This window comes from Vibrio sp. 1402 (assembly GCF_033340275.1).
Genome location: NZ_JAWOWE010000007.1, coordinates 162,196 through 187,085, shown reverse-complemented (window position 1 = coordinate 187,085; position 24,890 = coordinate 162,196). Strand labels below are relative to the sequence as shown.

Below are 24,890 nucleotides of genomic sequence, written 5' to 3'. Positions count from 1 at the left end.
GATGCGTGCTTTTGCCTAGTTATTAGATCGCCCAAGCCCTAAGCTTAACTGGCTTCGGGTAAGCGATGTTTTGACTCCAACAAGTGGTTAGCCGAAGCTTGACGTGCTTTTTCAGCATTGCCTGCCATTATTGCTTCATAAATCTCACGATGTTCTTCGATGCACGTATTGCCTTCCTCAGATGAGTGAGCAATAAAGTTAATGAACATTGTAGTCAGAACATGCCCAAACGGTAAGAAAAAGTCGTTTCCGGTTGAGTTAAAAATAATGCTATGGAAACGAATATCTACATCCATCCAGCGCGCTTTGTCCAGTTCGTCTGCTTTAGCGACTTCCAACATATCTTGGAATGCTTCTGATAGCTGAATTCGCTGTTCCGCAGTGGCATTTTTCGCTGCGAGTGCACAAGCTTCAGGCTCTATCGCGCGTCGTAACCCCAAAAATTGATGACAGAACTGATCTATCTCTGTTAGACCGTCCATCCATTCAATTAATTGTGGGTCTAAAAAGTTCCAGTACGCTCGGTTGATGACTCGAGTACCAACTTTTGGACGTGACTCGAGTAAACCTTTTGATGTTAAAAGTTTTACGGCTTCACGCAAAGCTGTGCGACTGATACCAAACTGTTCACACAGGGACATTTCTCCTGGAAGAATGGACCCTTGAGGGATCTTGCCTGACAAAATGCTACGAGCAATTTCGCGAGCTACTTGTACATGTAAGCTGCGCTTGGAACCGGAGATAGAATGAAATTCACCAGACATAAAATCACTTATCGTTAAAATTGTATTATTTAAGCTTGGACTATATCATCCAAAGTGTAGCTCACCAAGAAGATGTTTACGTAATAACAGCTGTCTTCACAAATCCATTTTGAATCTCCGACTGCTTTATGAAGCCTTCATGATTATGATACTTAGCGTATAACAGATGAGGCCACCGATTCTTACATCATTCCTTATTTATTTGTTAGCTCAATATGTTAGTTAACTCTAGTCGCGCCTACTTATTGTACTCACTGATTTTCAATACACAGCACACAATTTGAATAGAAGATCAGGTTTCTTGTTAAATAAAGTGATATTGTATTATTATATACTAAAGATCGGTGTGCATGATGTTACTACTCGACCATTCAATATTGAGTTTGGCCAATATACCTCGCGAGTAAAAATCATATTCATAAGATCGTTAGATTTTAGACGCTAAATAACAGTGCTTTACATTTACACAGAAAGTCTCCGCCTTCAAAGCGTGTTTCATTTGGCCTTTTCTAACTATTAGCTAAACAAGTCGTTTAGGCTGCTGGCAATGAGGAATATAGATGGCAGAGTTTTCACTTCTCGGGAATTCAAATCACAAGATACATGTACAAGTAGCAAGACAGATTTCTCGCAAAATATTGTCAGGAGAATTAAGTCAAAATGAGAAGCTCCCGAGTGAAATAGAACTGTGTAAGTTGTTTGGTGTTAGTCGGACAGCACTACGAGAGTCGACGAAGTTGCTGTCTGCTAAAGGCTTAATTATCTCTAAACCAAAAGTTGGAACTACGGTACTACCAAGAAACTATTGGCATTTTCTTGATCCTCAACTCTTAGAGTGGATCCAAGATTTAGAAGATACTAAGCCGTTTCTATCTCAGTTTTTAGGATTGCGTAAAGCCATAGAACCAGAGGCGTGTGCGCTGGCAGCCCAAAATGCCAATGCTGAGCAAAGAAAGCTGTTGTCAATTGTATTTCAAAGAATGACGATGGCAGCACGATGTCACGATTATGATGAGTGGATTGCTAACGATCATTTGTTTCATCAAACGATATTCCTTTGTACCGATAATCAATTCTACGTTCCCTTCAGCAATATACTTTCGACCATATTTAAGGTGTTTATTGACAAGTCAGTTGAAGGAGGGAGGTTCTGCCTTAATGAGCACCGTGCAATTTATGATGCAATTATGGTCGGAAACTCATTTCAAGCTCGTTTAGCCTCTCAAACGCTGTTAAATGATGAGAATCAGAGGCTTTCCGACGCCGTGAATAGTTAAGAGCTTGCGTACACCTTTATTGACTAAAAAGAGTTTTCTGTCGTTTCTTTTTGTCATGAACTTTGCCTAATGACCGAGCTCTTTAGTTTAAACGTTTAACCTCATTACAAAGGTTTACTAATGTTTTCCCAACCATATATAAAGAAAAACTTATCTCTTGCTTGGCCGCTTGCTCTTAATGCTTTGTTGATGCAATCAATGCTTATGATTGATACGCTGCTTGTTACGCCATTAGGTGAAGTTTCACTTGCTGCTATGGGGATTGCTACAACAATAGTTTCTTTTGTTTTAGGTATCCAAATGGCTCTAGCAAATGGGTCTCAATTGGTACTTAGCCGTGCCGTAGGCTCTGGTCATTATCTATCGTTAAATAAAGGTTTCTGGGCAGCTTTAGTTATCAACGTTCTAGTCGCATCCTTATTCTGGCTGTTGATTACTGTCTTTGATGAAGCGTTAATCAGTAAGTTGACGGATAACGTTGATCTCTATGCGGAGACAAAATGCTACCTTGCAATTGCTAAGTTCATCGTCATATTCAATGCCATTACTCAGGTTATGATTGCGGTGTTCAATGCGCTTGGACGGACCAAAGTTCCATTTAAAGGCTATTTGATTGAATTGCCAGTCAACGTGGCGATGTCTTATGTTCTGATTCACGGCCTGACTAATTTTGAAGGTATTGGCGTTCAAGGCGCCGCGGCGGGTAGTTTGGTTGCTATTAGTATTCGGCTGTTATATTTAACCATGTGCATTAAGCTTGATGATTCTATCATCTTGTCTATTAAGAAGCTTGATGCGTCATTGAAAAGCAATATATATAAGCATTTTAAAGAGATTTTCCCCGTCGCGGCGAACGTCACAATGTTACAAACTGGCGCAACGATATACATGTTGCTGTACTCGCAACTGACCTTAAATGCTTATGTCGCTATGACTATCGTGATGCCTTGGATCAAAGCGGGTACTCAGTTCATTACTGCTTGGGCGCATTCATCGGCAATCACGATTAGCCAAGCAATTGGGTCAAGAAAAATGGATGAGCTGCGTAACAATGTCGATATTAGTATTGATATGGCCGTGATGATCTCGTTCGTTTCAGCATTTTTCTTTTTTGCACTTAGTTTCGTTCTTCCTGATTTGTATCCCGACTTAGACCCGAGTACTTACAAAGCGTTATCCGCGATTGCTCCACTTTACATACTGCTACCGATAGTACGTGGCTATAACACCGTTCATGGTCATATTTTGAGAGCGTTAGGTAAAACAACGGAGGTGTTTAAGATTAACTTTACCGGTCAGTGGGTAATCTCAATACCGTTATGTGCTTTGATGATTTTATACTTGGACCTTTCAGTGTTTTGGGTGTTTGCAATCATGCCGTTTGAAGAAATTGTTAAGGCATGGCCATTTAGGCATTTAGCACGTAAGTCTCTGAAAGATTTCGATATTAATAAGGCAGACAAGCTAATGTACGATTGATCCTATGACTATTGGATTAGGTCGAAAATATTCGTAGATGCTATGGACTAAAGAGGAGTATGTCTAGCTTATCATTTTGGGGTTTATCGAGTTTATAAATTGTGATCAATAGAGCACATCATAACTTCTTTCCTCGAATCATTCCTTTGCAAACCTTATTATATGTATGACAATATTACATATAATAAGGTTTGAACATGAAACTCAATCTACTCGTAGCCGCAATGGCTGTTACCTTACCAACTCTTGCTATCGCTTCTGATTTAAATAATGGCGTTGATTATCCAGTCCCTGCCGATAAATTTGATATGCGAAACTGGAAGATCACTATTCCTTCCGATATCAATGAAGACGGAAAAGTGGACGAAATCGAGGGTGTGGCGATGCTGAGTTATTCACACAAAGACTTCTTCTTCTTGAACGAAGAAGGCAACTTGGTATTTGAAGTGCAGAATAAAGCGGTAACGACAAAAAACTCGAAGAATGCACGCTCTGAACTACGTGAAATGCCTCGTGGCGCTGACTTTTCTATTCAAACCGATGATTTAGCAAACCATTGGGCTTTATCGAGCCACCCTCAGGCTGCTAAACACAGTCGTGTAGGTGGAACGTTGGAAGCGACCTTGAAAGTGAACCATGTTTCTGAACACGCCAAATTTCCAGAGAAAGGGCCTGCTCATTCTGTTGTTGTCGGTCAAATCCACGCGAAAAAAATTGATGCAAGAATAAAAGAGGGTAAAGGTTATGGACATGGAAATGAACCCTTTAAAATCTTCTATAAAAAATTCCCAGAACACAAAATGGGCTCTGTATTTTGGAACTACGAGCGTAACCTAGCGAAGGAAGATCCAAATCGTATTGATATTGCATATCCAGTATGGGGAAATACTTGGGATAACCTTGAAGAACCAGGCCAAGCAGGTATCGCTCTTGGTGAAGAGTTCAGCTACAAGATAGAAGTTCAAGGAACTATGATGAACTTGACGTTTGAAACAGAACGCCACGAGACAGTGACTTATTCCATAGATCTCAGTAAGGGGATTGATAGTAAGGACTTTGAGCATGGCTACGCAGAAGACATGTTCTATTTTAAAGCAGGAGCTTATGGTCAATGTAGCGTCAGTGAGTCTCACCCTGTGTGGGGTACAGGATGTGCGGGCACCGGTGATTTTACAGTCGACAAGAAAAACGGTGACTATAACAGCGTGACATTTTCTAAGCTCAAGCTAAATCAAAATTGAAACTAATAGAAAACTAAGAGCTACTCGATTTCTACTTAAGCCTCATCGATTTGATGAGGCTTTTGTTTTCAGTGGAATTCTTTAAAAGGTAAGAAACAAGATAGAGCAAGCAATCACTGGGACTGGCTTGAATTTAGAGTATTGTGTTGAATTTTGTTCTTCTGAAGAGGTAAAAAAATAAAGCCAGGCTCGAAAGCCTGGCCTAGTATCAAGTGCTACAAAATAACACTAGAGTTGCTTTGAATCGATGTTATCGAAATATGCTTTTGTTGAAGCACCACTTGTGTCCCCTACGTAAATAGTTAGCTGTGATGGTGTATTCGTTGCGTCTAAGCCTGTTTCGGACTGGCTTGGCGCATCAACCGTTTTTCCATTAATAGAAACGTTAATCTCATCACCATCCCAAGCTAGGGACATTGAGTTCCAAGCGTCAGTCGTAATAGTGCCTATTTCTACGTCATCTGATCCTGCTTCGGCTTCAACTTTACCACTGCCCGAAATTCTCAATTCGTAGTAACGATCTGAGTTGTTTTTACCTGAGCCAACATTAATGTATGTAGTTTTTTCGTTGTCTGACGGAATGTAAACATCGAATGACACGCTACCGTTTGATGTTGCTCCGTTTGAAAACTCGCGCGTAACGTATGGTTTGTTGGTCGTATCTGTGTCGGATATTAGCAGAGAGTTAGCGCCGCTCTTTGATACGTCATCACTTACTACAGCCACGGACGTCAAGGTGGAGGAGTCATCAGCAACCGTATTGTATTCTTTCCAACTAGAGTTTGCTGAACTGATATTTGTTCCTACTGGGTATGAGTCAAAGTTTTCACTCACGTCTTCTGACGGTTTATCAGGATTAGAACTTCCGTCTGAAATGACAACCGCTTCGCTTGATGCACTGTTGTAAATTGTCGCGAGGTCTAAGCCTGGAATGTAGTTGTCAAAATCCTCTTCTAGAACCAACACTTCAGAGCCAGAATCACTAGAGTAAATCTTCAAGTTGTCTGCATTTAATTCAAAGTTTGTAGTGTTGCCATTATCACCTAGTCTCAGTGATACATAGGTTACAGCGGTGCCATCAGCGACAGGTAACATTTCACCTATTTGTTTACCGTTAACCGAAAAAGAGAAGAAGTTTTCTATCCAACTGACTTCTATCGCGAGGTTTTCACCTAACTCAAACGTGTCGCCTGTTTCCGTCAAGTTTCCACTTGCATCGCGGTATTTGATTTTGCCGTTTTCAAATGCCACTTCGCCATGCAAGTTGGAATTCGAGGTTTTTGCTGCATAAAATGAGATGTAAGCATTGTCACCAGAACCGTCGGCTTCCTGTTCTGTTTCTTCATGATGCTGGTAAGTTAGATCTACAGTTAGTCGGCCTGTTGAAATTTCTGAAACACTCGTTGAATCAGACAGCTTGATTCGTAACTCACCGGTGTCTTCTTCTGTTCCACCTTTATTGGTATCCAAAATTTGTACGACGTTGTTATCGCCAGCGTCATTATTTGCCGCTGCAACTGCATCTTTCACCGCATCGTTTTCTGATTCATCGTTACCGGTGAAGTTTCCGTCATTTGTTCCTGAGATGGTTAACATGCCGTTTGAAACTTCATAAGTCCCTGTTAACTCGGTAGGGTTACCTAGATCGCTCTCGTCATAAAGGTTGAATGTAAGCGTCTCTGTATCTTTATCTTCGGTATAAGTTGAAGTGTAGATTGTGTAAGTACCGAAGTTATCATCATCGTTATAATACTTTTGCGTACCGTCTTCAAAGACATAGACGTTTGGCAGGTCGTGCTCATCATCGGATTTCGCCACAGTGGCTGGTGTTGAAATATCCCACATACCTTGGCTCAACTCAGACTCAGTTTCTGTTGGTGGGGGAGCCGATGGTGCATCCCTTAAATCAGTGTTACATCCGGTTAACAAACCTGTGGAAATAGCAATTGCTGCTGCAATTTTTGTTACTTGCATGGTAGGTACTCACTTCTATGTGTTTTTATTTATGTAATATTGTTAGACAAATAATTTCTGTCATCTAGATGGTTTTATCAATAGAATGATCCGACTCACACTAGATACAATGATTGCTCACTGAAGTGATGAATAAGTCACACAAAATAGTTGAATATCAACATCAATAAGAGCTGAACCTTTATGAGGTTGACAGCTTTCTTTATAGAGGAACAGCAAAAACTAAAGGTGATTTAGGAAAGAAATTTGATTTTACATCAAGATTTTTGATTTTAAGCCATTGAAATTATTGTTGTTTATATTTTTTTAATCTTCTTCTTTATCATATGAAACGAGTTAAAACATTTCTCTGTAAGTGATGTCTACAAAGGTCGTTTTAGAATCAGACATAGCTAACACTTTTGAATATATAATAATACAAATTGTCAGTTGAGGGGCACTTACATGATTAATATCACAGAACTCTCATGATGAATTAACTAGTATTTGTCATACATTAATTCAATAGTGTTGAATCAAATCCAGGGATTTAAGTGGTATCCCAAAAAATATATACAGAGAGATATAATCATGAAAGCAGTTACAACAATGTCCCTATTCGTTGCTTCCACATTAATGGCGGGAGCGGTTTCCGCAGCAACTTTAGACTATCGCGCAGAATATAAGCATGAGAGTGAAACTTATGCCCAACGTATCAAAATTAGTGGTAGTTCTAAAATTAACGATCAGACCAAACTGAACTTTGGTGTAGAACAAAAATTCCATAGTTACGACAACTCGCATTTTTGGGATCAACTCGTTGCTGGTGATTCTGAGTTTGATTGGGGAGTTCGCTACCAAATAAATAAACAATGGTTTATCCAACCAGGGATGCCTATTACTTTTGGTGATGATGACGAAAAAACCACTTATAAACCACAAGTTCGTGTTGGTTACAAATCCTCTTTTGGCTTAAGTACCGCTTTACGTTACCGACACGAATTTCAAGTTTATTCAGATGGTGCAGGTAACAAAACACTAACGGATGGTACTTCGGTAAGCGTTGCTGGGAAAACAGTTGAACAAGGTAAGTGGACACTGACAGGCTCTTACGATATGCGTCAGTTTGATAACGAGTACCTTGATAACGTCAAGCTGAGCTATGAGATCAACTACAACAAAAACTATGACGAAGTGCGTTTATCTGATTGGAAAGATTCTGAGTGGGATGCTGGCTTAATTGTTGGTTACCAAATGGGAGATTTCCGTCCTTACTTTGAATTGTGGAATGTCAAAGGTAAGGATGGTTCAACCACGGATGACCGCCAATTGAGAACACGCCTTGGCCTTAAATACAGCTTTTAACCCGAGTGTTATTGCCTAATTGTTGTTACAGCAAAAGAGCTGTTAATTCATTTTTATATTGTAGGTGTTAGATTACATGAAGCATATTTTCTTCAAAAGCTTGTTAGCTTCTTCTATTTTACTTGCTGTGGGCTGTAATAGTACGGCGACCATGGTAGATCCATTTCCAAACAACCAAGAAACTGGTGCTGATATTCTGACTCCCGTTACGATAACGGCGAGTAGTCATGATGGTAATGTTCCAGAGCAGTTGTTTGACCAAGATATTATGACACGTTGGTCAGCAAATGGTGATGGTGAGTGGGCGATGTTGGATTACGGCTCGGTTTATGAGTTCGACGCAATTCAAGCCTCGTTCAGCAAAGGTAACGAACGCGTCAGCAAATTTGATGTTCAGTTTAGTACTGATGGTGAAAACTGGGTGACGGTTATTGAGGGTGCGCAAAGCTCTGGTCGCGCACTTGGCTTAGAGCGCTTCCAGTTTGAGCCTGCAGTAAAAGCACGCTATGTTCGTTACGTTGGCCACGGTAATAGCAAAAACCAATGGAACTCAGTTACTGAGTTAGCGGCAGTTAATTGCGGAATTAATGCCTGTCCGGCAAGTCACATCATTACTGATGACGTCGTTAACGCTGAAGCGGCTATGATTGCGCAAATGAAAGCGGAGCAAAAGGCACAAAAGGATTTACTCAAAAAGAATCGTAAAGGCGACTTTGGAGCACCAATCGTCCGTCCTTGTGAAACGACTGTGACGTGTGATCTTTCTAAAGCGATGCCTTACCCTACGTTACCGAAAGAGCCACTCGCTACAAATGCTCCGGGTGAAAACTTTGACTTAACACGTTGGAAACTGACGACACCTTTCGACCATGACAAAGATGGTCGTGCTGATGATATTGATGAGTGGGACTTGGCTAACGGCTTCCAACACTCTGATATATTCTACACAGCAGATGATGGCGGAATGGTATTCAAGAGCTATGTGAAAGGCGCTCGAACTTCTGAAAACACTAAATACGCGCGAACTGAGTTACGTACCATGCTTCGTGCTGGTGATAAGTCTTACAGCACAAAAGGTGTAAATCCTAATAACTGGGTATTCAGTTCTGCACCAGTTGAAGATCAAAAAGAAGCGGGTGGTGTAGACGGTACGCTTGAAGCTACTCTGAAGATTGACCATGCAACCACAACTGGTCAGTCGCATGAAGTTGGCCGCTTTATTATCGGCCAGATTCATGACAAAGATGATGAGCCAATTCGTCTTTATTATCGTAAGCTACCAGACCAACCAACAGGTACAGTTTACTTTGCTCACGAAAAAACCAAAACTGGAACAGAGGATTACTACAGCTTAGTGGGTGATATGACTGGTGAAATCGGTGACGATGGCATCGCGCTAGGTGAAAAATTCAGCTACATCATTGATGTGAAAGGCAACACAATGACAGTTACGGTAAAACGTGATGGTAAAGATGATGTTGTTCAAGTCGTAGATATGAGTGACAGTGGCTATGACGAAGGTGGCAGATATATGTACTTTAAAGCCGGTGTCTATAACCAGAATATGTACGGTAATCCAGATGATTACGCACAAGCTACTTTCTATAAATTAAAACAATCTTTTGGTAAGTACCAAGGCTAGTTCTATCACTTATAGTTGATTGAAGTCCTTTGCCCTCAGCTTTGTAGCTGAGGGCTTTTTTCTATAGAAGAATAAAACAGCTCAAATATTATTTTAATTGACATAGATAAATTAATTTAAAAATTTATCACTATAGATAGGTAATAATTATTGATTGCTTTTATCTTCTGACAATGTTTATTTTTAAGTGCGAATGTATATTAGAGTAGTTTAATTGGTTAAATTTAAAATAACTCTGCGTTAGGGTAGATAAATATCTCATGAAACTATAGAAGCTGTTTTTAAGCTGCCTAAGTGGAGGTTGATTTATATATTTATCGTAGAAGGAAACACTATGCGTGAAGCGAGTTGAATTGTGGTGTTCTAAAAGAAGAGGCCACGAGAAAATAAATTTCCCGTGGCGGCAGTATGAGCTTTGTTCGTTGCTTTAGAGCAAAGTAGCAAGCCTATTGCTAAGAGATTGAAATGACTATTGATGAAGAGTGCTCAAAGCACTAAAGCTCACATCAAAGATTTCTCCTCGATATGCATTATCAGGTTTAAACTGAGGGTAAATTCCGGCTTTGAAGTAAAACGCAATATCAGGCGACGCCCATCTTTCAGTCAGAGTATAGGACTTGTTGTTAGCGGTGTCTGAGTATGCTTCTCCCCACTTCAGTGTGTGCGAGACCATATTACTGCCATCTGCATCGTAGGTGGCTAAAAACAGTCCTTCCTTATCGGCACGGATCGTATATTGCCAGTCTTCGTTTACCGCGTAGGTACCAAGCTTAACGCTGAATGCGTTGCAATCAGTACAGTCTTTGTTGTTATCAAGTTTGTAGTTATCGTTCAGAATAACTCGGACTGGCTTATTGTCACCTTCCCAAAGTAGCTTCACGAGTGCTTGGCTGATTTTCCAACCATGTATCTGGCCTACCACGACTTTTGGTAATTGACCGTCGATTTTAGGGTATTCGTTAATTCTTAGTGTTGCGTTTAGCGTATGCGAAGTTGCGCCGGTACGACTATCTTCAATATACCAACTTGTCTCTTCATCGCTGGTGCTGCAATCCGGGGAGTTAGTACTGATGTAGAGCTCTCGCAATTCTGAACGGATGTAACTGGAGTTGGCCGTTGACGTGCCGTAACCCATATCGGCGCGGAAATGCATGCTACCGTCAATAACATTGAAGTATGATAAATCAATCTCGCGTTGGTAAACGCTCTCTTCGTTAGACAGAAGATCTTTACTTGAATTACAACGCTCAGGCTCTAATTCAGCCGCGCTGTCACCGCCAAAACCATACCAATCATTTTTGCTTGCAGGAATGGTTAATTTCCAATCGTCAATATTCCAGGCTATTGAATCAGTATGGTCAGTTTTGGTTAGTCCTAACTGCTTAAATTGTACCTTTGCTTCACCGTTTTCAAACTGGTTGTAAACTCCGGCTTTAAAGTAGCTCAGGAGGTGCTGCCAGTAGGATACATCTACATTTACCTTTTGTTCATCGTTCACTTTAATGGTTAATGTGTTTTCTCCGATTTTTACTTCGAATCGCGTGAATGCGTTGAGATCGGCTTTTCCTAAGTCATAACGATCATATGATGTTGCATAACAATCTGATGCGCTAGAAGGTAGACTGCAATCTATGGCATTGTTCTTTACTACCGCCCAGTAATGACCAGTGATACTGTTTCGTTCTTGTTCCCAAACGATTCGTAACAAAGGGTGTGGGATAGCACCTGTACCAGAAGTATCTGTGCCTTTGTTATGAATTTGCAGGAAAGTGACTTCATCATGGTTTGCAGGGGAGCTAGCCATTGCAAGGTTAATCTCTGGTAATCGAACATCTGCATACAAAGTTCTAGAGACGCCTTGTTCTGAAATGTTGAAGTTTTCTCGCTCACGAACTTCTGAGCGCATTTTGTAGTTCGACATTTTAAAGACAAGGTAATTGGAATCCTTTTCTGCGTAAAAGTGGTCACTCTTATAATCCGAGAATGCTCCATTTTTGACGTCACTGGTTTTATTTCCCTCCTTCCCATCGGGATCTGATACTTGTAAATCTGAATTTCTCAATATGTTTTGAAATTTTGCTATTGAGTATGGTGCTACATGCTCTTGGTGCGGAATATTTGGTTTATCATCTTGGCTTGTAGTGGCGGTATTTCCTCCACAACCTATTAATCCAAGCCCAGAGAAGCTTATTAGAAGCAATTTAGTTGATTTTATAAACACAGTAGTAAGCCTCTTACACTATTTAATATTTGTAATACAATATCATTTTAGTGTTGTTGGGGAGTAGTTTAGTCATAAGTTAAATAGTAAAAGTGTTAATTAAATCTCAGAAGAGTTCTATATCTATAAGTGGTGTCTTTGATAAGGCGTAAGGTTAAGTTATGTCTGTTTTTCCTAAGAGTTATTAACGGTTTTACTATGATTAAACGCTAATTGATAAGTTCATCTAGAGTCATGTAAACAATCAAAAAAAGCCGGACATGACGTCCGGCTTTGAATTAGTTCCCGATTTTTACATTAATTTTTAGTGACTAACTAAAGATTAAATTTGTGCGAATGCGCCTTTCCAAGTGTAAGTCACACCGTCGAACTCAACGCGATGTGCCGCGTTCTGTTTGTCTTCGTCTAGGTTGCAGATAGCGAAGTGGTAAGCGTTGCCTGTGGTTGTTTGCAGACGAATCACGGTACCCACTTCGTTGTTGCCAACGATGGTTACTGACTCTACTAGGCCACGAGCGCCAACCGATGCTTCGATAGACTCGTTGAAGTAACCGTGCGTTTCTAACACAGAGGCAAACACGTGGTTCTGACCAGATTGACGTAGGATCAGTGCTGGTTCGCTCTTCAAGTTGAAGTCTGGATCATTTGCGCCTGTGCGAGTGAAGAACACTTTGCCACCGCTCGTTGCGCTTGTGATTAGTGAGTAGTAGCTGTTGTCGTGCAACCAGCTTACAAGCGAGCTGCCTTCAACTTGGCCTGAACCCACATTCCATAGATGCTGGTAGCCGTTGTCTTCGCCCATTGGACGCAACGTGCTTTCGACATCGTATTCAAAATCCGTACGAATGATTTGACCAGAGTAGTGCACTGGCAGGTCGTATTGGTGCTCTTGATCTGCTTCGATGCGGTAAACATCAATCACAAGTGGTTTTTCGAATTCTGGCAACTCAGCAAGAATGATGCTGCGCTGCATGTCTACGCCGTTGTAGTAACCAGAAATACGACCGCTCATGCCTTGCAGTTTTTCGTCATCAGCTTTGAAGAAGTGCTTAGAACCGAACTTGGTTTCTGCTAGCGCTGTGTCGAAGTTGTTTTGCGTCTTTTGGTCAACCGTTACTGTGTTGTGCGCGACGGTCTGCTTACAGTAAGACTTGTTCTCTGGAATGTAACGACCGCCAAACTTAGGCTCAACGTTTACCCAGCGACCAAAGCCGTAATCGTGCAGCACTTCATGACCGCGGTTAAACACGCTCAGGTGCAGACCATCGTAGTGACCGTGGTCTAGCGCTGAGTGGTATTGGTGATCGCTGCCGTGTTGACCAAACCAGATAAGCGCCATTGTATCTGCGGTATTGGGGTCGTCGTCTTGTTCGTCACGGTGACGAAGAATGCTTACGCCGCCTTTTTCGCCTTCTGGACCGTCTGTTACGAATAGGCTACCCCAGTTGAATGGTTTGATGTTATCTGCAGCTGCAACTGCGTCAGACAATGTTTTGCCTGAGATATGAACCCAAACGTCTTGCTGGTGGTCTGCCATGCCAAGTAGCGTTTCAGATTGCTCGTAACGGTGGAAACATACTGACGTTGCCATGATTACGCCTTCATCGTTAATCGAAATCGTCTTCGATGAATCGTTCAATGCTGGCAAAGTACCATCTGGGAATGCCGTCTTAAATACCGCGTAAGACGTGGTCTTGATGACCGAGTCGTTGAACTCGTAAATACCAAGCTCAGGCTGACGACGTTCAATCGCTTCTGCGAATAGGTAGATTGGACGCAGCGAGAAACGGTGGTAGTAAGGACCTTCCATGTAGTAGCCATCTGGCGAGAACAGTTGGTCTAGCTGAGCTAGGAAGCCGCCGCTCACTTTGTCCAGTTTCAAGCCGTAAAGCGCTTTGTCTACTGCACCTTGATCGTTGATTGCGTAACCACAGATACCTACTGCTGCTACCGCCCACAGACCGTGGTTGTGTACGATGTCGAAGTCGTGACCGTAAGTGACTACGAACAGCTCAATCATTTGTTTGAACAGGTCGTTTTCAATCAGTGTTTTTTGCTCTTCTTCCAACGTGTGGTAAATGCAGCTGTACGCACAAGAGGCGTATAGCATCCACATGTTCTCGTTCAGAGTTTGGTGGAAGATCTTACCCGGAGGGTTAGAGTCACGGCTGGTGTTGCTCTCTAGCGTCGGGTATACCTTCGCGTAAGCCGTTAGCATGTCCACGATGTAATCGCGGTACTTCTGTTCGCCAGTGATAAGGAATAGGCGACCCGCTAGATCAATGTGGATGTAGTTTTGCTTGTGACGGTTGTGCTCGTAACCGCCGCCTTCGCCGTGACCTGGAACTTCAATACCGACCTCAGCCATGTAAGCGTCAGTTTGTTTGATGTCACGTGCTAGTGCATTTCCTAATAGGCTATCCGTGCCAAGTGCTTTGCTTAGTTCTGCCGCTTCTTCAAAGTTCATTAATAGCGGTTGGTTAGACTGGGTTTGGTAGCTCATTATTATTTCTCCTGCCCGAATGCGTTCACTTCTAGAGAGTAGAAGCCATTCCAGCTGTAGGTTTTACCGTTCATTTCTACTTGGTGTGGGGTTTGGTCGTCAGCGCCTAGCACATTGCTGATCATCACAGTAACCAGTGATTTTTCAGTCATGATTTCTACGATGCTGCCAACGGCGTTGTAACCCACGACGCGGATATCTTTCACCTGACCACGTGCATTCACCGACTGCTCAAACTCTTCGTTGAAGTAGCCGTGTGTTTCTAGCACAGAAGCAAATAGCGTCGATTCGCCCTTGCTGCGTAGAATGAATGCTGGTTCGCTACGTAGGTTAAAGCTCGGGTCATTGGCGCCAGTGCGAGTGAAGATAACTTCATTGTCACCGTTTTGTTTCGCGCTGCTGCTTGTGCCTAACCAAGTGTAGTAGGTGTTGTTTTGTAGCCAGCTAACCAACGCCGTATCTTGCACTTTGCCGCTTGCTACTTTCCAAAGGTGTTGATAACCGAAATCATCGCCAAGCGTGCTCAGTTCACCAAAGCTTTGGTAATCAAAGTTAGTACGTACGATTTGACCATCGTATTGATGAGAGTAGTCGTACTGATGTTCGCCTTCACCTTCGATGCGGTAAAGGTCTAGCAGTAGCGGTGCTTCAAGCTCATCGAGGTTAAGCATGAACACACTGCGCTGCATGTCTGTATTCGGGTAATGGTCGTTCGCAAACGCACTCATACCGTTGATTTCAGTGCCTTCTACTTTGAAGAAGTGAGGCAAACCGTGCACTGAATCAGCGCGGTCTACATCGAAACCATTCTGACATTGCTCATCAATCGTTACCGCGTTATGCGCGATAGTTTGACGTGCGTAGGATTTGTTTTCGTCTACGTAACGACCGCCGAATTTAGGCTCAACGTTTACCCAGCGACAGAAGCCGTATTCACGCAGCACTTCTTGACCACGGTTGAAGAAGGTAATGCCAAGCGTATCGAAGTTACCATGTCCCATGCCGTGTTGACCGTAGTTCATCACAAGCTGTGACACATCACCGGTTTTATCCTGCATACGGATAAAGCCTTGTGCACCGTTGTTACCAGTTGGACCTTCGTTAAGTTCCACGCTCGGCCAGAAAGGCATGCCGATTTCACGGTCTGCGATGGCTTTATCATAGGCTTGAGAAAGCTCAAGACCACAAGGGTGCATCCAAACTGCGTTTTGAATCTTCGCCATGCCTAGGATGTTGTCATCCATACCGTAGTGTTTGCTGTAAACGCTCACCGCAACTTGAACACCCATATCTGTAATGCTCATGGTACGAGATGCGTCGTTTAGGGCAGGGAACTCACCATTCGGGTAAGCCGTTGCCAGCATCGCTTGTACTGTGTTGCCAATCACTTTGTCTTTGTAGTTGTAGATGTCTACTTCAGGCATATGACGGTGTACTACTTCTGCAAATACACAAGTTGGACGAATCGCATAACGATGGTAGTAAGGGCCTTCCATGTAGTAACCAGAAGGGGCGAACAGTTGTGAGATTTGCGCTAGGAAGCCACCGGTATCATCACGGTCTTGACCGTATACCGACATCTCTAGATATTCAGGTTTACCAATAGCTAGACCACAAATACCAACAGCCGCAACTGCCCAGATACCGTGGTTGTGAATACGGTCGAAATCGTGCGCGTATTTTACTGTGAACATGTCTAGCATTGGTTCGAAAATGCGCTCAACAACGGCTGTGCGCTCTTCTTCCGTCATCACTGATGCCACGCAAGAGTAAGCAAGGCTAGTAAACATTAACCAACAGTGTTCATTAAGGATCTGGTGGAAAAGACGACCTGTTGGGTTAGTGTTTTTCTGTACGTGGAAATCAAAAGTGAGGTACTTCTCTGCGTAAATAGCGAGAAGATCTTTAACGAACTGCGCGTACTTTTCTTCTTGAGTGATCAAGAACAAACGACCCGCTAAGTTCATGTAGGTATAGTTTTGTTTGTGGCGGTTGTGCTCGTAGCCACCTGCTTCGCCGTGACCTGGTACGTCTAGAGGCAGACGCATGAAGGCTTCAAGTTCCTTGCGATTCGCTTCAATGGACTTGCCCATTAAGCTCGGCTTTCCGACTTCCTTTCTTAGTAGTTCGACTTCTGCTTCAGTCAACAAAATCGGTTGTGTAGTCATTTCTTTACCACCCTCAGATGAAGTGTGTTGTTTTCTTAAACTTTCTATAAAGTAATACAATATTAAGTTTGGGTGTAGTTTTTGTGGCAAAAAGGGAGAGTGAAATCACGCGAATTTAGCTAACTTATTGATTTGTATTGTTGTGGCAATCCTTGTTGTGGCTGATGTTTCGGCGTTATCAATCGTTAAGTGGAATGCTTTAACGAGCACCGTTTGATGAATATCACATATTTTTAGATATATTGTATGACAATTAAAATAGATCGGATATGCTAGTTACCAATTCGACAGCAGACCCTTTCGCTTCGCGTTTCACTTTTATCAATACGACGCTTTTTTAAGAGAACCTTTTAATAAAAGCATGGTTAAGAATGAAGTGCCGTAGGGTTCGCTTTAATAGAGACTTTTTAGGAGTATGACGATGAATTCTTTCTTTGTATTAGATGAGAACCCGTGGGAAGAGCTAGGCGGCGGTATCAAACGTAAAATTGTTGCTTACACAGATGACCTAATGGCGGTTCACCTATGTTTCGACAAAGGGGCGATTGGTGCTCCACATACTCACGAAATCCATGATCAAATTGGTTACGTAGTACGTGGCAGCTTTGAAGCAGAAATCGAAGGCGAGAAGAAAGTCCTAAAAGAAGGCGATGCATACTTTGCTCGTAAGCACATGATGCACGGTGCGGTTGCACTAGAGCAAGACAGCATTCTTCTAGACATCTTCAACCCAGCTCGTGAAGACTTCTTAAAATAATCTATAGCGCAACCTCAGTTGCTAAGGTGACAACATGAAATCATTAAACATCGCGGTCATTGGCGAATGTATGGTTGAGCTACAGAAAAAGGAAGGTCAGCTAAAGCAGTCATTCGGTGGTGATACGTTGAATACCGCACTGTATTTATCTCGTTTGACCAAAGCTCACGATATCAAAACCAGCTATGTAACGGCTCTGGGTAACGATCCTTTTAGCCAAGAAATGCTATCAGCATGGCAGGAAGAGGGCATCGATACTAGCCTCGTTCTTTCCGTTAAAGAAAAGCAACCAGGTATCTACTACATCGAAACCGATGAAACTGGCGAACGTTACTTCCACTACTGGCGTAACGAAGCGGCCGCTAAGTTCCTATTCGAACAAAATGAGTCTCCGCTATTAGTCGACAAACTTTACTCGTACGATGCGGTTTACTTGAGCGGTATTACTTTAGCGATCCTTACTGAAGAAGGTAAGACGCAACTGTTTGGCTTCCTTGAGCGCTTCAAGGCACAAGGTGGTAAGGTTATTTTCGATAACAACTACCGTCCTAAATTGTGGGAAAGCCGCGAGAATGCCATGTCTTGGTACCTTAAGATCCTTAAGCACACAGATATTGCACTGCTCACATTTGAAGATGAGCAAATGCTTTACGGTGACGAGCATCTAGAACAGTGCATCGAGAGAACCTCTGCCCTGGGTGTGGATGAAATCATCATCAAACGTGGTAGCAAAGATTGCTTGGTTGTGGCGAATGGCGAAGCGCAATACGTGGCGCCAAACAAAGTCGACAACGTGATTGATACAACAGCGGCTGGTGATTCTTTCAGTGCGGGCTTCTTGGCGAAGCGTTTGACTGGCGGTAATGCAGCTGAATCGGCTTACTCTGGCCACTGTATGGCTGGCGCGGTAATTCAACATAAAGGTGCCATCATTCCACGTGAAGTGATGCCAGATCTTCCTTTGTAATTCTTTTGCGGAGCGTTGAGTAATCGGCGCTCCGCAGTGATTTATTGAACTCAAGTTAATGACGACGAGTACACTCTTATGACGACATTAAACGAACAATTAGCAAACCTAAAAGTAATTCCTGTTATTGCCATCAACAAAGCAGAAGATGCGATCCCTCTGGGTCGCACCTTGGTTGAAAACGGTATGCCTTGCGCAGAGATCACGTTCCGCACAGAGTGTGCTGCAGAAGCGATTCGTGCTATGCGCGCTGAGTTCCCAGAAATGCTGATCGGTGCAGGTACGATCCTAACTAACGAGCAAGTAGACCAAGCGATCGAAGCTGGTGTGGACTTTATCGTAAGCCCAGGTTTTAACCCTCGCACGGTTCAATACTGCCTAGACAAAGGCGTGGCTATCGTACCTGGCGTAAACAACCCAAGCCTAGTTGAGCAAGCGATGGAAATGGGTCTGCGTACACTTAAGTTCTTCCCTGCTGAGCCATCTGGCGGTGTTGGTATGCTTAAAGCACTAACGGCGGTTTACCCAGTGAAATTCATGCCAACAGGTGGCGTGAGCCTAGGTAACGTAGACGAGTACTTGTCTATCCCTTCAGTACTGGCATGTGGCGGTACTTGGATGGTGCCAACAAAACTTATCGATGAAGGTAACTGGGATGAACTGGGTACACTGGTTCGCGACGCAGTAGCTCACGTAGCATAAGTGTCGTAACACCCCGATAAAACTAGCGAATAGAATATAAAGCGAGCCTCAGGGCTCGCTTTTTTGTGTTTGAAAGTTTGAAAGAGGCGAGAGTTAAAAATCGCATTCATATAAATCCTACTTTCTATCCAATTTTTTCGAAACATCTCATTACGTTTCCTTCAAAGAAATGCCGCGCATTTTTGATCTTCAGACAAAGCGCGAAGAAGAAAAATATTCCATACTCTAATAAATTTCAATTAGACAATTTGTATTACAATATGTTGAGGTGTTCTGAGTGGCAATTATCTCCTAGAAAGCCATTGGTCTAAGAAAGTAAGGGATTTGACGTGTTTTTTTCGTTGAATAACTTATGCTTCAGATCACAATTAAAGATTATTGTAGTACAAATGGGGTTATGAGAAGAGTAGTCTAGACGTTAGAAAATGATCAAACTTGAAAGGCTGAAAAAATGACTATTGATACTCTTGTTGTTCTTGCCTACTTCTTCTTCTTAGTTGCAATTGGTTGGATGTTCCGTAAGTTCACTACCTCAACCAGTGACTACTTCCGAGGGGGCGGTAAGATGTTATGGTGGATGGTAGGTGCTACCGCCTTCATGACGCAATTTTCAGCATGGACGTTTACAGGTGCCGCAGGACGCGCGTTCAACGACGGTTTCGTTGTTGTAATCCTATTCTTAGCCAACGCATTTGGCTACTTTATGAACTACCTCTATTTTGCTCCAAAGTTCCGCCAACTACGTGTAGTGACGGCGATTGAAGCAATTCGTCAACGTTTTGGTAAGACTTCAGAGCAGTTCTTCACTTGGGCTGGTATGCCAGACAGCTTGATCTCGGCCGGTATTTGGTTGAATGGTCTTGCGATTTTCGTGGCAGCGGTCTTCAACATTCCTATGGAAGCGACCATCATCGTTACGGGCTTAGTGCTAATGCTAATGGCGGTAACAGGCGGCTCTTGGGCGGTTGTTGCATCTGACTTTATGCAGATGCTGGTTATCATGGCAGTGACGATCACTTGTGCGGTGGCGGCATACTTCCATGGTGGCGGTATTGGCAACATCGTGTCGAACTTCCACGGCGACTTCATGCTGGGTAACAACCTGAACTACTTCAGTATCTTTATCCTTTGGGTTGTCTTCATCTTTGTTAAACAGTTCGGTGTCATGAACAACAGCATCAACGCTTACCGCTACTTATGTGCAAAAGACAGTGAAAACGCACGTAAAGCTGCAGGTCTTGCATGTGTGCTGATGATTGTTGGTCCTATCATCTGGTTCCTACCACCTTGGTACGTTGCGGCATTTATGCCTGATTTCGCAGAGCAATACGGCTCAGTAGGTGGTGATGCAGCATACCTAGCATTCGTACAAAACGTAATGCCAGCAGGTATGGTGGGTCTTCTGATGTCAGCAATGTTTGCGGCGACCATGTCTTCAATGGACTCTGGTCTTAACCGTAACGCGGGCATCTTTGTGATGAACTTCTACAGCCCGATTGTGCGTCCACAAGCGTCGCAAAAAGAACTGGTTATCGTGAGTAAAGCAACGACTATCGTGATGGGCTTCATCATCATTGGTATCGGTCTATTCATTAACTCACTACGTCACTTGAGCCTGTTCGATATCGTACTGAACGTCGGTGCATTAATTGGCTTCCCAATGCTGATTCCTATACTACTTGGTATGTGGATTCGTAAGACGCCGGATTGGGCTGGTTGGGCAACACTGGTTGTTGGTGGCTTTGTTTCTTACATCTTCGGTATCTCACTACAAGCAGAAGATGTAGAGCGCCTATTCGGTCTAGAGCAAGCGTTTACAGGACGTGAGTGGGCAGATCTGAAAGTTGGCTTGAGCTTAGCGGCACACGTTATCTTCACCGGTGGTTTCTTCTTGCTGACAACGCGCTTCTACAAAGGTCTATCACCTGAACGTGAGAAAGAAGTGGACCAATTGTTCGAGAACTGGAATACGCCACTTGTGGCTGACAGCGAAGAGCAGCAGAACCTAGATACAAAACAGCGCGGCATGCTTGGTAAGCTTATCAGCGTAGCGGGCTTCGGTATCCTAGCTATGGCTCTAATTCCAAATGAACCATCTGGTCGACTACTGTTTATCTTGTGTGGTGCGATTGTTCTCTCGGTGGGTGTTCTATTGGTGAACGCAGCCCGAGGGCCTAAAAGCCCAAAGTTAGCTAACGCGAAAAACTAACCAAAGTTAAAGACTCTCAATGAAAAATCCCGCGGTGTTAAAGCCGTGGGATTTTTTGATCAAGCTGACTGAGAAAGCGTGGCGCATCGTTTGTTGTTATTCGTTGTATTGGGGAACTCCCAATAAGGTGCGACTATATTCACATTAGAGTCGTCAGCCTAAAGCGAAAAAGCAATCTAACTTTCTTTGCATGCCGTGTTTACACTTTACACCCCAAACCTGATGCTTTGTCTATTTAAATAAATATGTGTGCCTTCTTAGCAAAGAAAAAGCATTAAATCAGACGTAGCTTTAATGAGGCGTACGCCAGAAATAGGAGAGAGGTTTTGAAGTGTGAGTGGAAAATATATAAGAGAATTGGAAGAGGCTGCCCTGCAAAACTTTAAAGGAGTGGCTAGGGTATCAAGGAGTGATGAGCGTTTGGGAAAAACAAAAAAGCCCAGCTACATTGGTTGCTGGGCTTATAGTTGCAACTGAGTGTGACTAAGCTTCTAGCTCTGCAAAGTAGTCGAAGATGACTGGAACGTCATTTTGACCAAGGCCTTTATCAACTGCTGCTTGTAGACTCTTAGAAGTGCCCTCTGCAATCAGGGAAGTTGTACCAAGCTCTTCGCATAGAGCAAGGAAGTAACCGAGGTCTTTGTTTGCGTTTGCAACAGAGAAGCCTAGTTTTTCTTCGCCATCTACGGCGTAAAACTTACAGAATTGCATAAATGGTGAGTTTGATGGTCCTGCAGACATGATGTCGAATAATTGTTGACCATCAACACCAGCACGTTTAGCAACAGCAAATGCCTGAGACATGGTTGCTACGGTTGTCATACCCATAAAGTTATTCACAAGCTTAGTTACGTGACCAGAGCCTAGTGCGCCAAGGTAAAATACGTTTTCACCTTGATCGTCCAGTACTGGCTTAACCTTATTGAATGTTTCGACGTCGCCTGCGGCCATGATGTTTAGTAAACCATCTTTTGCGTGGGCAGGTGTACGACCTAGAGGCGCATCAATCATACCAGCCCCTTTCTTAGCGAGGTCAGCGCCAATCTTCTTCGTTGAAGCTGGAATAGATGTACCGAAGTCGATGAGTGTTTTACCTTCTGACATGCCAGCTAGAACACCAGTGTCTCCGTAAACAATTTTTTCGACAACTTCAGATGTTGTTAGGCACAGCATCACGATATCACTTTTCTCTGCTAGCTCTTTACCTGAAGAAGCTTCAGAAGCGTTTCCACGAGCTAGTACTGCGTCAACAGCATCTTTATTGAGGTCCATTACAGCAACTTCGTAACCACGTTTCTGTAGGTTTTCAACCATGTTTCCGCCCATCAAGCCTAGGCCGATGAAACCAATGATAGGTTTAGTCATTTTAACTCCAAAAATACTATTGTATGATTATATTGCTTGTTGATAATCATAATGACTATTGTGGCTTTTGCAATTGAAAATTATGAGCATAGCGGGCTTGGGATGGATTTTTTCTAAAAGTGAGATGTAAGTAAGGTTTGTGAGGGTTTTATTCATCAGTGTATATAAGAAAAGCGGATTCATCACGCTTCCATTTTTATCGTGAACAAAGCCTTTAGGAGGCTTAAATAACGTAAAAAATAAAATTTATTGTAATACAAGTGGTTTTGTTTCAGCTAGAGGAATACTGTCCATACCAAAAAATGGGTGAAACGTTACAAATGGGGTGAAAGGCGAGGTGGTATAAGGATAAGCCGCAGTACAAACATACTGCGGCCGTTATCAAATCAGTACTAAAGCGTACTTACTGATAGGTAAAAAGACTTATTGGTACTAAATGCCTAAAGCTTGACCACCACCAATTTGCAGTGTTTCTGCGGTAATGAATGATGCATCTTTACTTACCAGAAAAGAGATAGCAGAGGCGACTTCCTCTGGCTTGCCTAGGCGTCCAAGCATAATACTGTCTGCCCAAGAAGCAAATACTTCAGGCTTGGTTGCTTTGATTTGAGCATGGAATGGTGTATCGATAGTGCCAGGAGATACTGCATTGACTCGAATTCCAGCCGGAGCTAACTCTTTAGCTAAAGCGCGAGTTAATGTATGAACGGCGGCTTTTGATGTACCGTAAATACCTGCACCTGGACCACCTGCATTCCAAGCAGCGTTTGAAGTGAAGTTGATAATTGATGCGTTATCAGACTTTTTTAGAAATGGAATCGCTGCGCGTGATACGAAGAATGCACTATCGAGGTTTAAAGCCATGACTTTACGGAAAAAAGCAGTTTCCATACCTTCAATAGGACTACGACCACCAAGACCACCTGCGTTATTAACGACAACATCGATTTTGCCGTATTTTTCACCAATAGCATTGATGTTTTCATCGACGGCATGTTCATCTGTAACGTCAAAACCGTAGTATTCAGCCTCAATTCCTGCGTTATGTAGTTTGGAGACACACTCCGAACCTTTTTCATCTTCAATGCCGTTTAGAATGACCGTGTATCCATCCTGACCAAGACGCTTTGCCACTTGGAAGCCGATACCGCCAGTAGCACCAGAAATAAATGCAATTTTAGTAGACATAATGGTGTTCTCTCATGTTTGTAGAGTTGGAAAGGATTTTTTATTTAACATAGAGTATTATTGTAATACAAATTAGTTTAATAAACAGAGAAACACCAACAATGAGAAGTCGATCACGTACTTTCTTTAGATGCTGACTCATCCAGTGGCATATATCGACTTTTACGGTCGTGCATGATTTGTATCTAGTCAGGATAATCGGGATATATAAACAATTGAGCTTATAGCTGCGGGCTTAGCTCGTTGGGCCGAGGTTTGTTGCAAGTAGAAAGAAAGCCGATTAACCGTGGGTCTTTGTTGCCAAACTTATGATTTCATTTAGGCTTGCCAAGTGATGGTTGGATAACTTTGTCGAGAGGTTGAGTTTTAAGCGGGTAGGGAACCTTTTTAGGATCTTAAGTCTTTCAAGGTCATTCTGAATAGCGAGGAACGAGCGTGATTTAGAATCTCTTGCCCGAGCACGCTGTTATGATATATGACGCCGTTTCGCCAAGCGTTATTTATCACCATTATTCTGAAGAGTCGAGTTAGGACCTATTGGATAATGATTTTGACTAAGCTGAGATAAAAATGCCCGCTAAATCAGCGGGCATTTTTGTTTACGTCATTAATGGTGCATGTGTTTTTCCATGTGACCTTGTTTTTCAACCGCCATTTCTACTTCCACTTTACCCGCGTTTTTGAATGTTAACGTCATAGGGAAGCGGTCGCCTTCTTTGAGCGCTTGTGTTGGATTGAAAATCATTAAATGGAAGCTGCCTGGCTTAAACAACACTGAGTCATTGGCTGGAACGCGCACTTCGTCAATCTTAATCATTTTCATCACACCATCTTCTTTCTTATGCGTGTGAATTTCGACATGCCCTGCGATTGGGCTTTCTGCTGCGATCAATGCATCTTCACTGTCACCGTGGTTGGTTAATTGAAAAAAACCACCGATAACAGGTGCGTTTGGTGGCGCTTCGCGGCTCCATGGATGGTCGATATGAATTTTTCCTGCTTCATAATCGTGCGCTAAACTCAGTGGGCTAGCGATGACAGCAATAAGCGCGATAGCGGCGGTTTTAAATGATTTAAGCATGTGTTTTT

Annotated in this window: 17 protein-coding genes; 9 read left to right on the top strand and 8 right to left on the bottom strand. The window is 42.8% G+C overall.

Annotated elements, in window-relative coordinates; translation table 11 throughout:
* Nucleotides 1-44: 44 nt before the first annotated feature.
* Nucleotides 45-764 (bottom strand): FadR/GntR family transcriptional regulator, encoded by a 720-nt coding sequence (locus R7044_RS15295; protein WP_005388529.1) that lies wholly within the window; start codon nucleotides 762-764, stop codon nucleotides 45-47.
* 560 nt (nucleotides 765-1,324) lie between these two features.
* On the opposite strand from R7044_RS15295, the gene R7044_RS15290 reads away from it, so the two are divergent.
* The 3 genes from R7044_RS15290 (at nucleotide 1,325) to R7044_RS15280 (ending at nucleotide 4,761) form a co-directional block, all read left to right on the top strand.
* Nucleotides 1,325-2,041, top strand: coding sequence for a FadR/GntR family transcriptional regulator (locus tag R7044_RS15290; protein ID WP_017634231.1), 717 nt, complete (start codon nucleotides 1,325-1,327; stop codon nucleotides 2,039-2,041).
* A 189-nt stretch (nucleotides 2,042-2,230) separates the two neighbouring features.
* Nucleotides 2,231-3,520: an MATE family efflux transporter gene (locus R7044_RS15285; protein WP_053308081.1), complete on the top strand. Its 1,290-nt coding sequence runs from the start codon at nucleotides 2,231-2,233 to the stop codon at nucleotides 3,518-3,520.
* A gap of 197 nt (nucleotides 3,521-3,717) precedes the next feature.
* Nucleotides 3,718-4,761 carry a polysaccharide lyase family 7 protein gene (locus R7044_RS15280; protein ID WP_225455665.1) on the top strand — a complete coding sequence of 348 codons (1,044 nt, stop codon included), beginning with the start codon at nucleotides 3,718-3,720 and terminating at the stop codon, nucleotides 4,759-4,761.
* Between the two features lie 228 nt (nucleotides 4,762-4,989).
* Here the strand turns inward: R7044_RS15280 and R7044_RS15275 are convergent, their stop codons facing one another.
* Nucleotides 4,990-6,735 (bottom strand): hypothetical protein, encoded by a 1,746-nt coding sequence (locus R7044_RS15275; protein ID WP_033906977.1) that lies wholly within the window; start codon nucleotides 6,733-6,735, stop codon nucleotides 4,990-4,992.
* Between the two features lie 570 nt (nucleotides 6,736-7,305).
* On the opposite strand from R7044_RS15275, the gene R7044_RS15270 reads away from it, so the two are divergent.
* Nucleotides 7,306-8,079, top strand: coding sequence for an oligogalacturonate-specific porin KdgM family protein (locus R7044_RS15270; RefSeq protein WP_017634227.1), 774 nt, complete (start codon nucleotides 7,306-7,308; stop codon nucleotides 8,077-8,079).
* 76 nt (nucleotides 8,080-8,155) lie between these two features.
* A complete protein-coding gene (locus R7044_RS15265) occupies nucleotides 8,156-9,721 on the top strand; it encodes a polysaccharide lyase family 7 protein (protein WP_017821221.1) in 1,566 nt (521 codons plus the stop codon).
* 469 nt (nucleotides 9,722-10,190) lie between these two features.
* On the opposite strand, the gene R7044_RS15260 is transcribed toward R7044_RS15265, so the two are convergent.
* The 3 genes from R7044_RS15260 to R7044_RS15250 form a co-directional block, all read right to left on the bottom strand.
* Nucleotides 10,191-11,942: a polysaccharide lyase family 7 protein gene (locus R7044_RS15260; RefSeq protein ID WP_205391143.1), complete on the bottom strand. Its 1,752-nt coding sequence runs from the start codon at nucleotides 11,940-11,942 to the stop codon at nucleotides 10,191-10,193.
* A 322-nt stretch (nucleotides 11,943-12,264) separates the two neighbouring features.
* The gene (locus tag R7044_RS15255; RefSeq protein ID WP_225455664.1) at nucleotides 12,265-14,445 is read right to left on the bottom strand and encodes a heparinase II/III family protein; all 2,181 of its coding nucleotides are present in this window, start codon (nucleotides 14,443-14,445) and stop codon (nucleotides 12,265-12,267) included.
* 2 nt (nucleotides 14,446-14,447) lie between these two features.
* Nucleotides 14,448-16,613 carry a heparinase II/III family protein gene (locus R7044_RS15250; RefSeq protein WP_033906980.1) on the bottom strand — a complete coding sequence of 722 codons (2,166 nt, stop codon included), beginning with the start codon at nucleotides 16,611-16,613 and terminating at the stop codon, nucleotides 14,448-14,450.
* 421 nt (nucleotides 16,614-17,034) lie between these two features.
* Here R7044_RS15250 and R7044_RS15245 point away from each other — a divergent pair, with 421 nt between their 5' ends.
* The 4 genes from R7044_RS15245 to R7044_RS15230 all read left to right on the top strand — a co-directional run bounded on the left by R7044_RS15245 (nucleotide 17,035) and on the right by R7044_RS15230 (nucleotide 21,248).
* Nucleotides 17,035-17,370: a cupin domain-containing protein gene (locus R7044_RS15245; protein ID WP_005450851.1), complete on the top strand. Its 336-nt coding sequence runs from the start codon at nucleotides 17,035-17,037 to the stop codon at nucleotides 17,368-17,370.
* A 34-nt stretch (nucleotides 17,371-17,404) separates the two neighbouring features.
* Nucleotides 17,405-18,337, top strand: a complete 933-nt coding sequence (locus tag R7044_RS15240) for a sugar kinase (RefSeq protein WP_005437155.1) — start codon at nucleotides 17,405-17,407, stop codon at nucleotides 18,335-18,337.
* Nucleotides 18,338-18,415: 78 nt separating this feature from the next.
* Nucleotides 18,416-19,039, top strand: coding sequence for a bifunctional 4-hydroxy-2-oxoglutarate aldolase/2-dehydro-3-deoxy-phosphogluconate aldolase (locus R7044_RS15235; protein WP_033906982.1), 624 nt, complete (start codon nucleotides 18,416-18,418; stop codon nucleotides 19,037-19,039).
* Nucleotides 19,040-19,490: 451 nt separating this feature from the next.
* A complete protein-coding gene (locus tag R7044_RS15230; protein WP_033906983.1) occupies nucleotides 19,491-21,248 on the top strand; it encodes a sodium:solute symporter family protein in 1,758 nt (585 codons plus the stop codon).
* Between the two features lie 483 nt (nucleotides 21,249-21,731).
* Here R7044_RS15230 and R7044_RS15225 read toward each other — a convergent pair whose 3' ends face one another.
* The 3 genes from R7044_RS15225 to R7044_RS15215 all read right to left on the bottom strand — a co-directional run bounded on the left by R7044_RS15225 (nucleotide 21,732) and on the right by R7044_RS15215 (nucleotide 24,882).
* A complete protein-coding gene (locus R7044_RS15225) occupies nucleotides 21,732-22,628 on the bottom strand; it encodes an NAD(P)-dependent oxidoreductase (RefSeq protein WP_309304222.1) in 897 nt (298 codons plus the stop codon).
* Nucleotides 22,629-23,045: 417 nt separating this feature from the next.
* Nucleotides 23,046-23,801, bottom strand: coding sequence for an SDR family NAD(P)-dependent oxidoreductase (locus R7044_RS15220; protein WP_033906984.1), 756 nt, complete (start codon nucleotides 23,799-23,801; stop codon nucleotides 23,046-23,048).
* A 607-nt stretch (nucleotides 23,802-24,408) separates the two neighbouring features.
* Nucleotides 24,409-24,882 carry a copper chaperone PCu(A)C gene (locus R7044_RS15215; protein WP_005395626.1) on the bottom strand — a complete coding sequence of 158 codons (474 nt, stop codon included), beginning with the start codon at nucleotides 24,880-24,882 and terminating at the stop codon, nucleotides 24,409-24,411.
* Nucleotides 24,883-24,890 lie beyond the last annotated feature (8 nt).

Excerpts from the sequence above, each read along its gene's own strand:
- R7044_RS15295 (WP_005388529.1), bottom strand. The coding sequence starts at position 764 with ATGTCTGGTGAATTTCATTCTATCTCCGGTTCCAAGCGCAGCTTACAT.
- R7044_RS15290 (WP_017634231.1), top strand. The coding sequence starts at position 1,325 with ATGGCAGAGTTTTCACTTCTCGGGAATTCAAATCACAAGATACATGTA.
- R7044_RS15285 (WP_053308081.1), top strand. The coding sequence starts at position 2,231 with ATGCAATCAATGCTTATGATTGATACGCTGCTTGTTACGCCATTAGGT.
- R7044_RS15280 (WP_225455665.1), top strand. The coding sequence starts at position 3,718 with ATGAAACTCAATCTACTCGTAGCCGCAATGGCTGTTACCTTACCAACT.
- R7044_RS15275 (WP_033906977.1), bottom strand. The coding sequence starts at position 6,735 with ATGCAAGTAACAAAAATTGCAGCAGCAATTGCTATTTCCACAGGTTTG.
- R7044_RS15270 (WP_017634227.1), top strand. The coding sequence starts at position 7,306 with ATGAAAGCAGTTACAACAATGTCCCTATTCGTTGCTTCCACATTAATG.
- R7044_RS15265 (WP_017821221.1), top strand. The coding sequence starts at position 8,156 with ATGAAGCATATTTTCTTCAAAAGCTTGTTAGCTTCTTCTATTTTACTT.
- R7044_RS15255 (WP_225455664.1), bottom strand. The coding sequence starts at position 14,445 with ATGAGCTACCAAACCCAGTCTAACCAACCGCTATTAATGAACTTTGAA.
- R7044_RS15250 (WP_033906980.1), bottom strand. The coding sequence starts at position 16,613 with ATGACTACACAACCGATTTTGTTGACTGAAGCAGAAGTCGAACTACTA.
- R7044_RS15245 (WP_005450851.1), top strand. The coding sequence starts at position 17,035 with ATGAATTCTTTCTTTGTATTAGATGAGAACCCGTGGGAAGAGCTAGGC.
- R7044_RS15240 (WP_005437155.1), top strand. The coding sequence starts at position 17,405 with ATGAAATCATTAAACATCGCGGTCATTGGCGAATGTATGGTTGAGCTA.
- R7044_RS15235 (WP_033906982.1), top strand. The coding sequence starts at position 18,416 with ATGACGACATTAAACGAACAATTAGCAAACCTAAAAGTAATTCCTGTT.
- R7044_RS15230 (WP_033906983.1), top strand. The coding sequence starts at position 19,491 with ATGACTATTGATACTCTTGTTGTTCTTGCCTACTTCTTCTTCTTAGTT.
- R7044_RS15220 (WP_033906984.1), bottom strand. The coding sequence starts at position 23,801 with ATGTCTACTAAAATTGCATTTATTTCTGGTGCTACTGGCGGTATCGGC.
- R7044_RS15215 (WP_005395626.1), bottom strand. The coding sequence starts at position 24,882 with ATGCTTAAATCATTTAAAACCGCCGCTATCGCGCTTATTGCTGTCATC.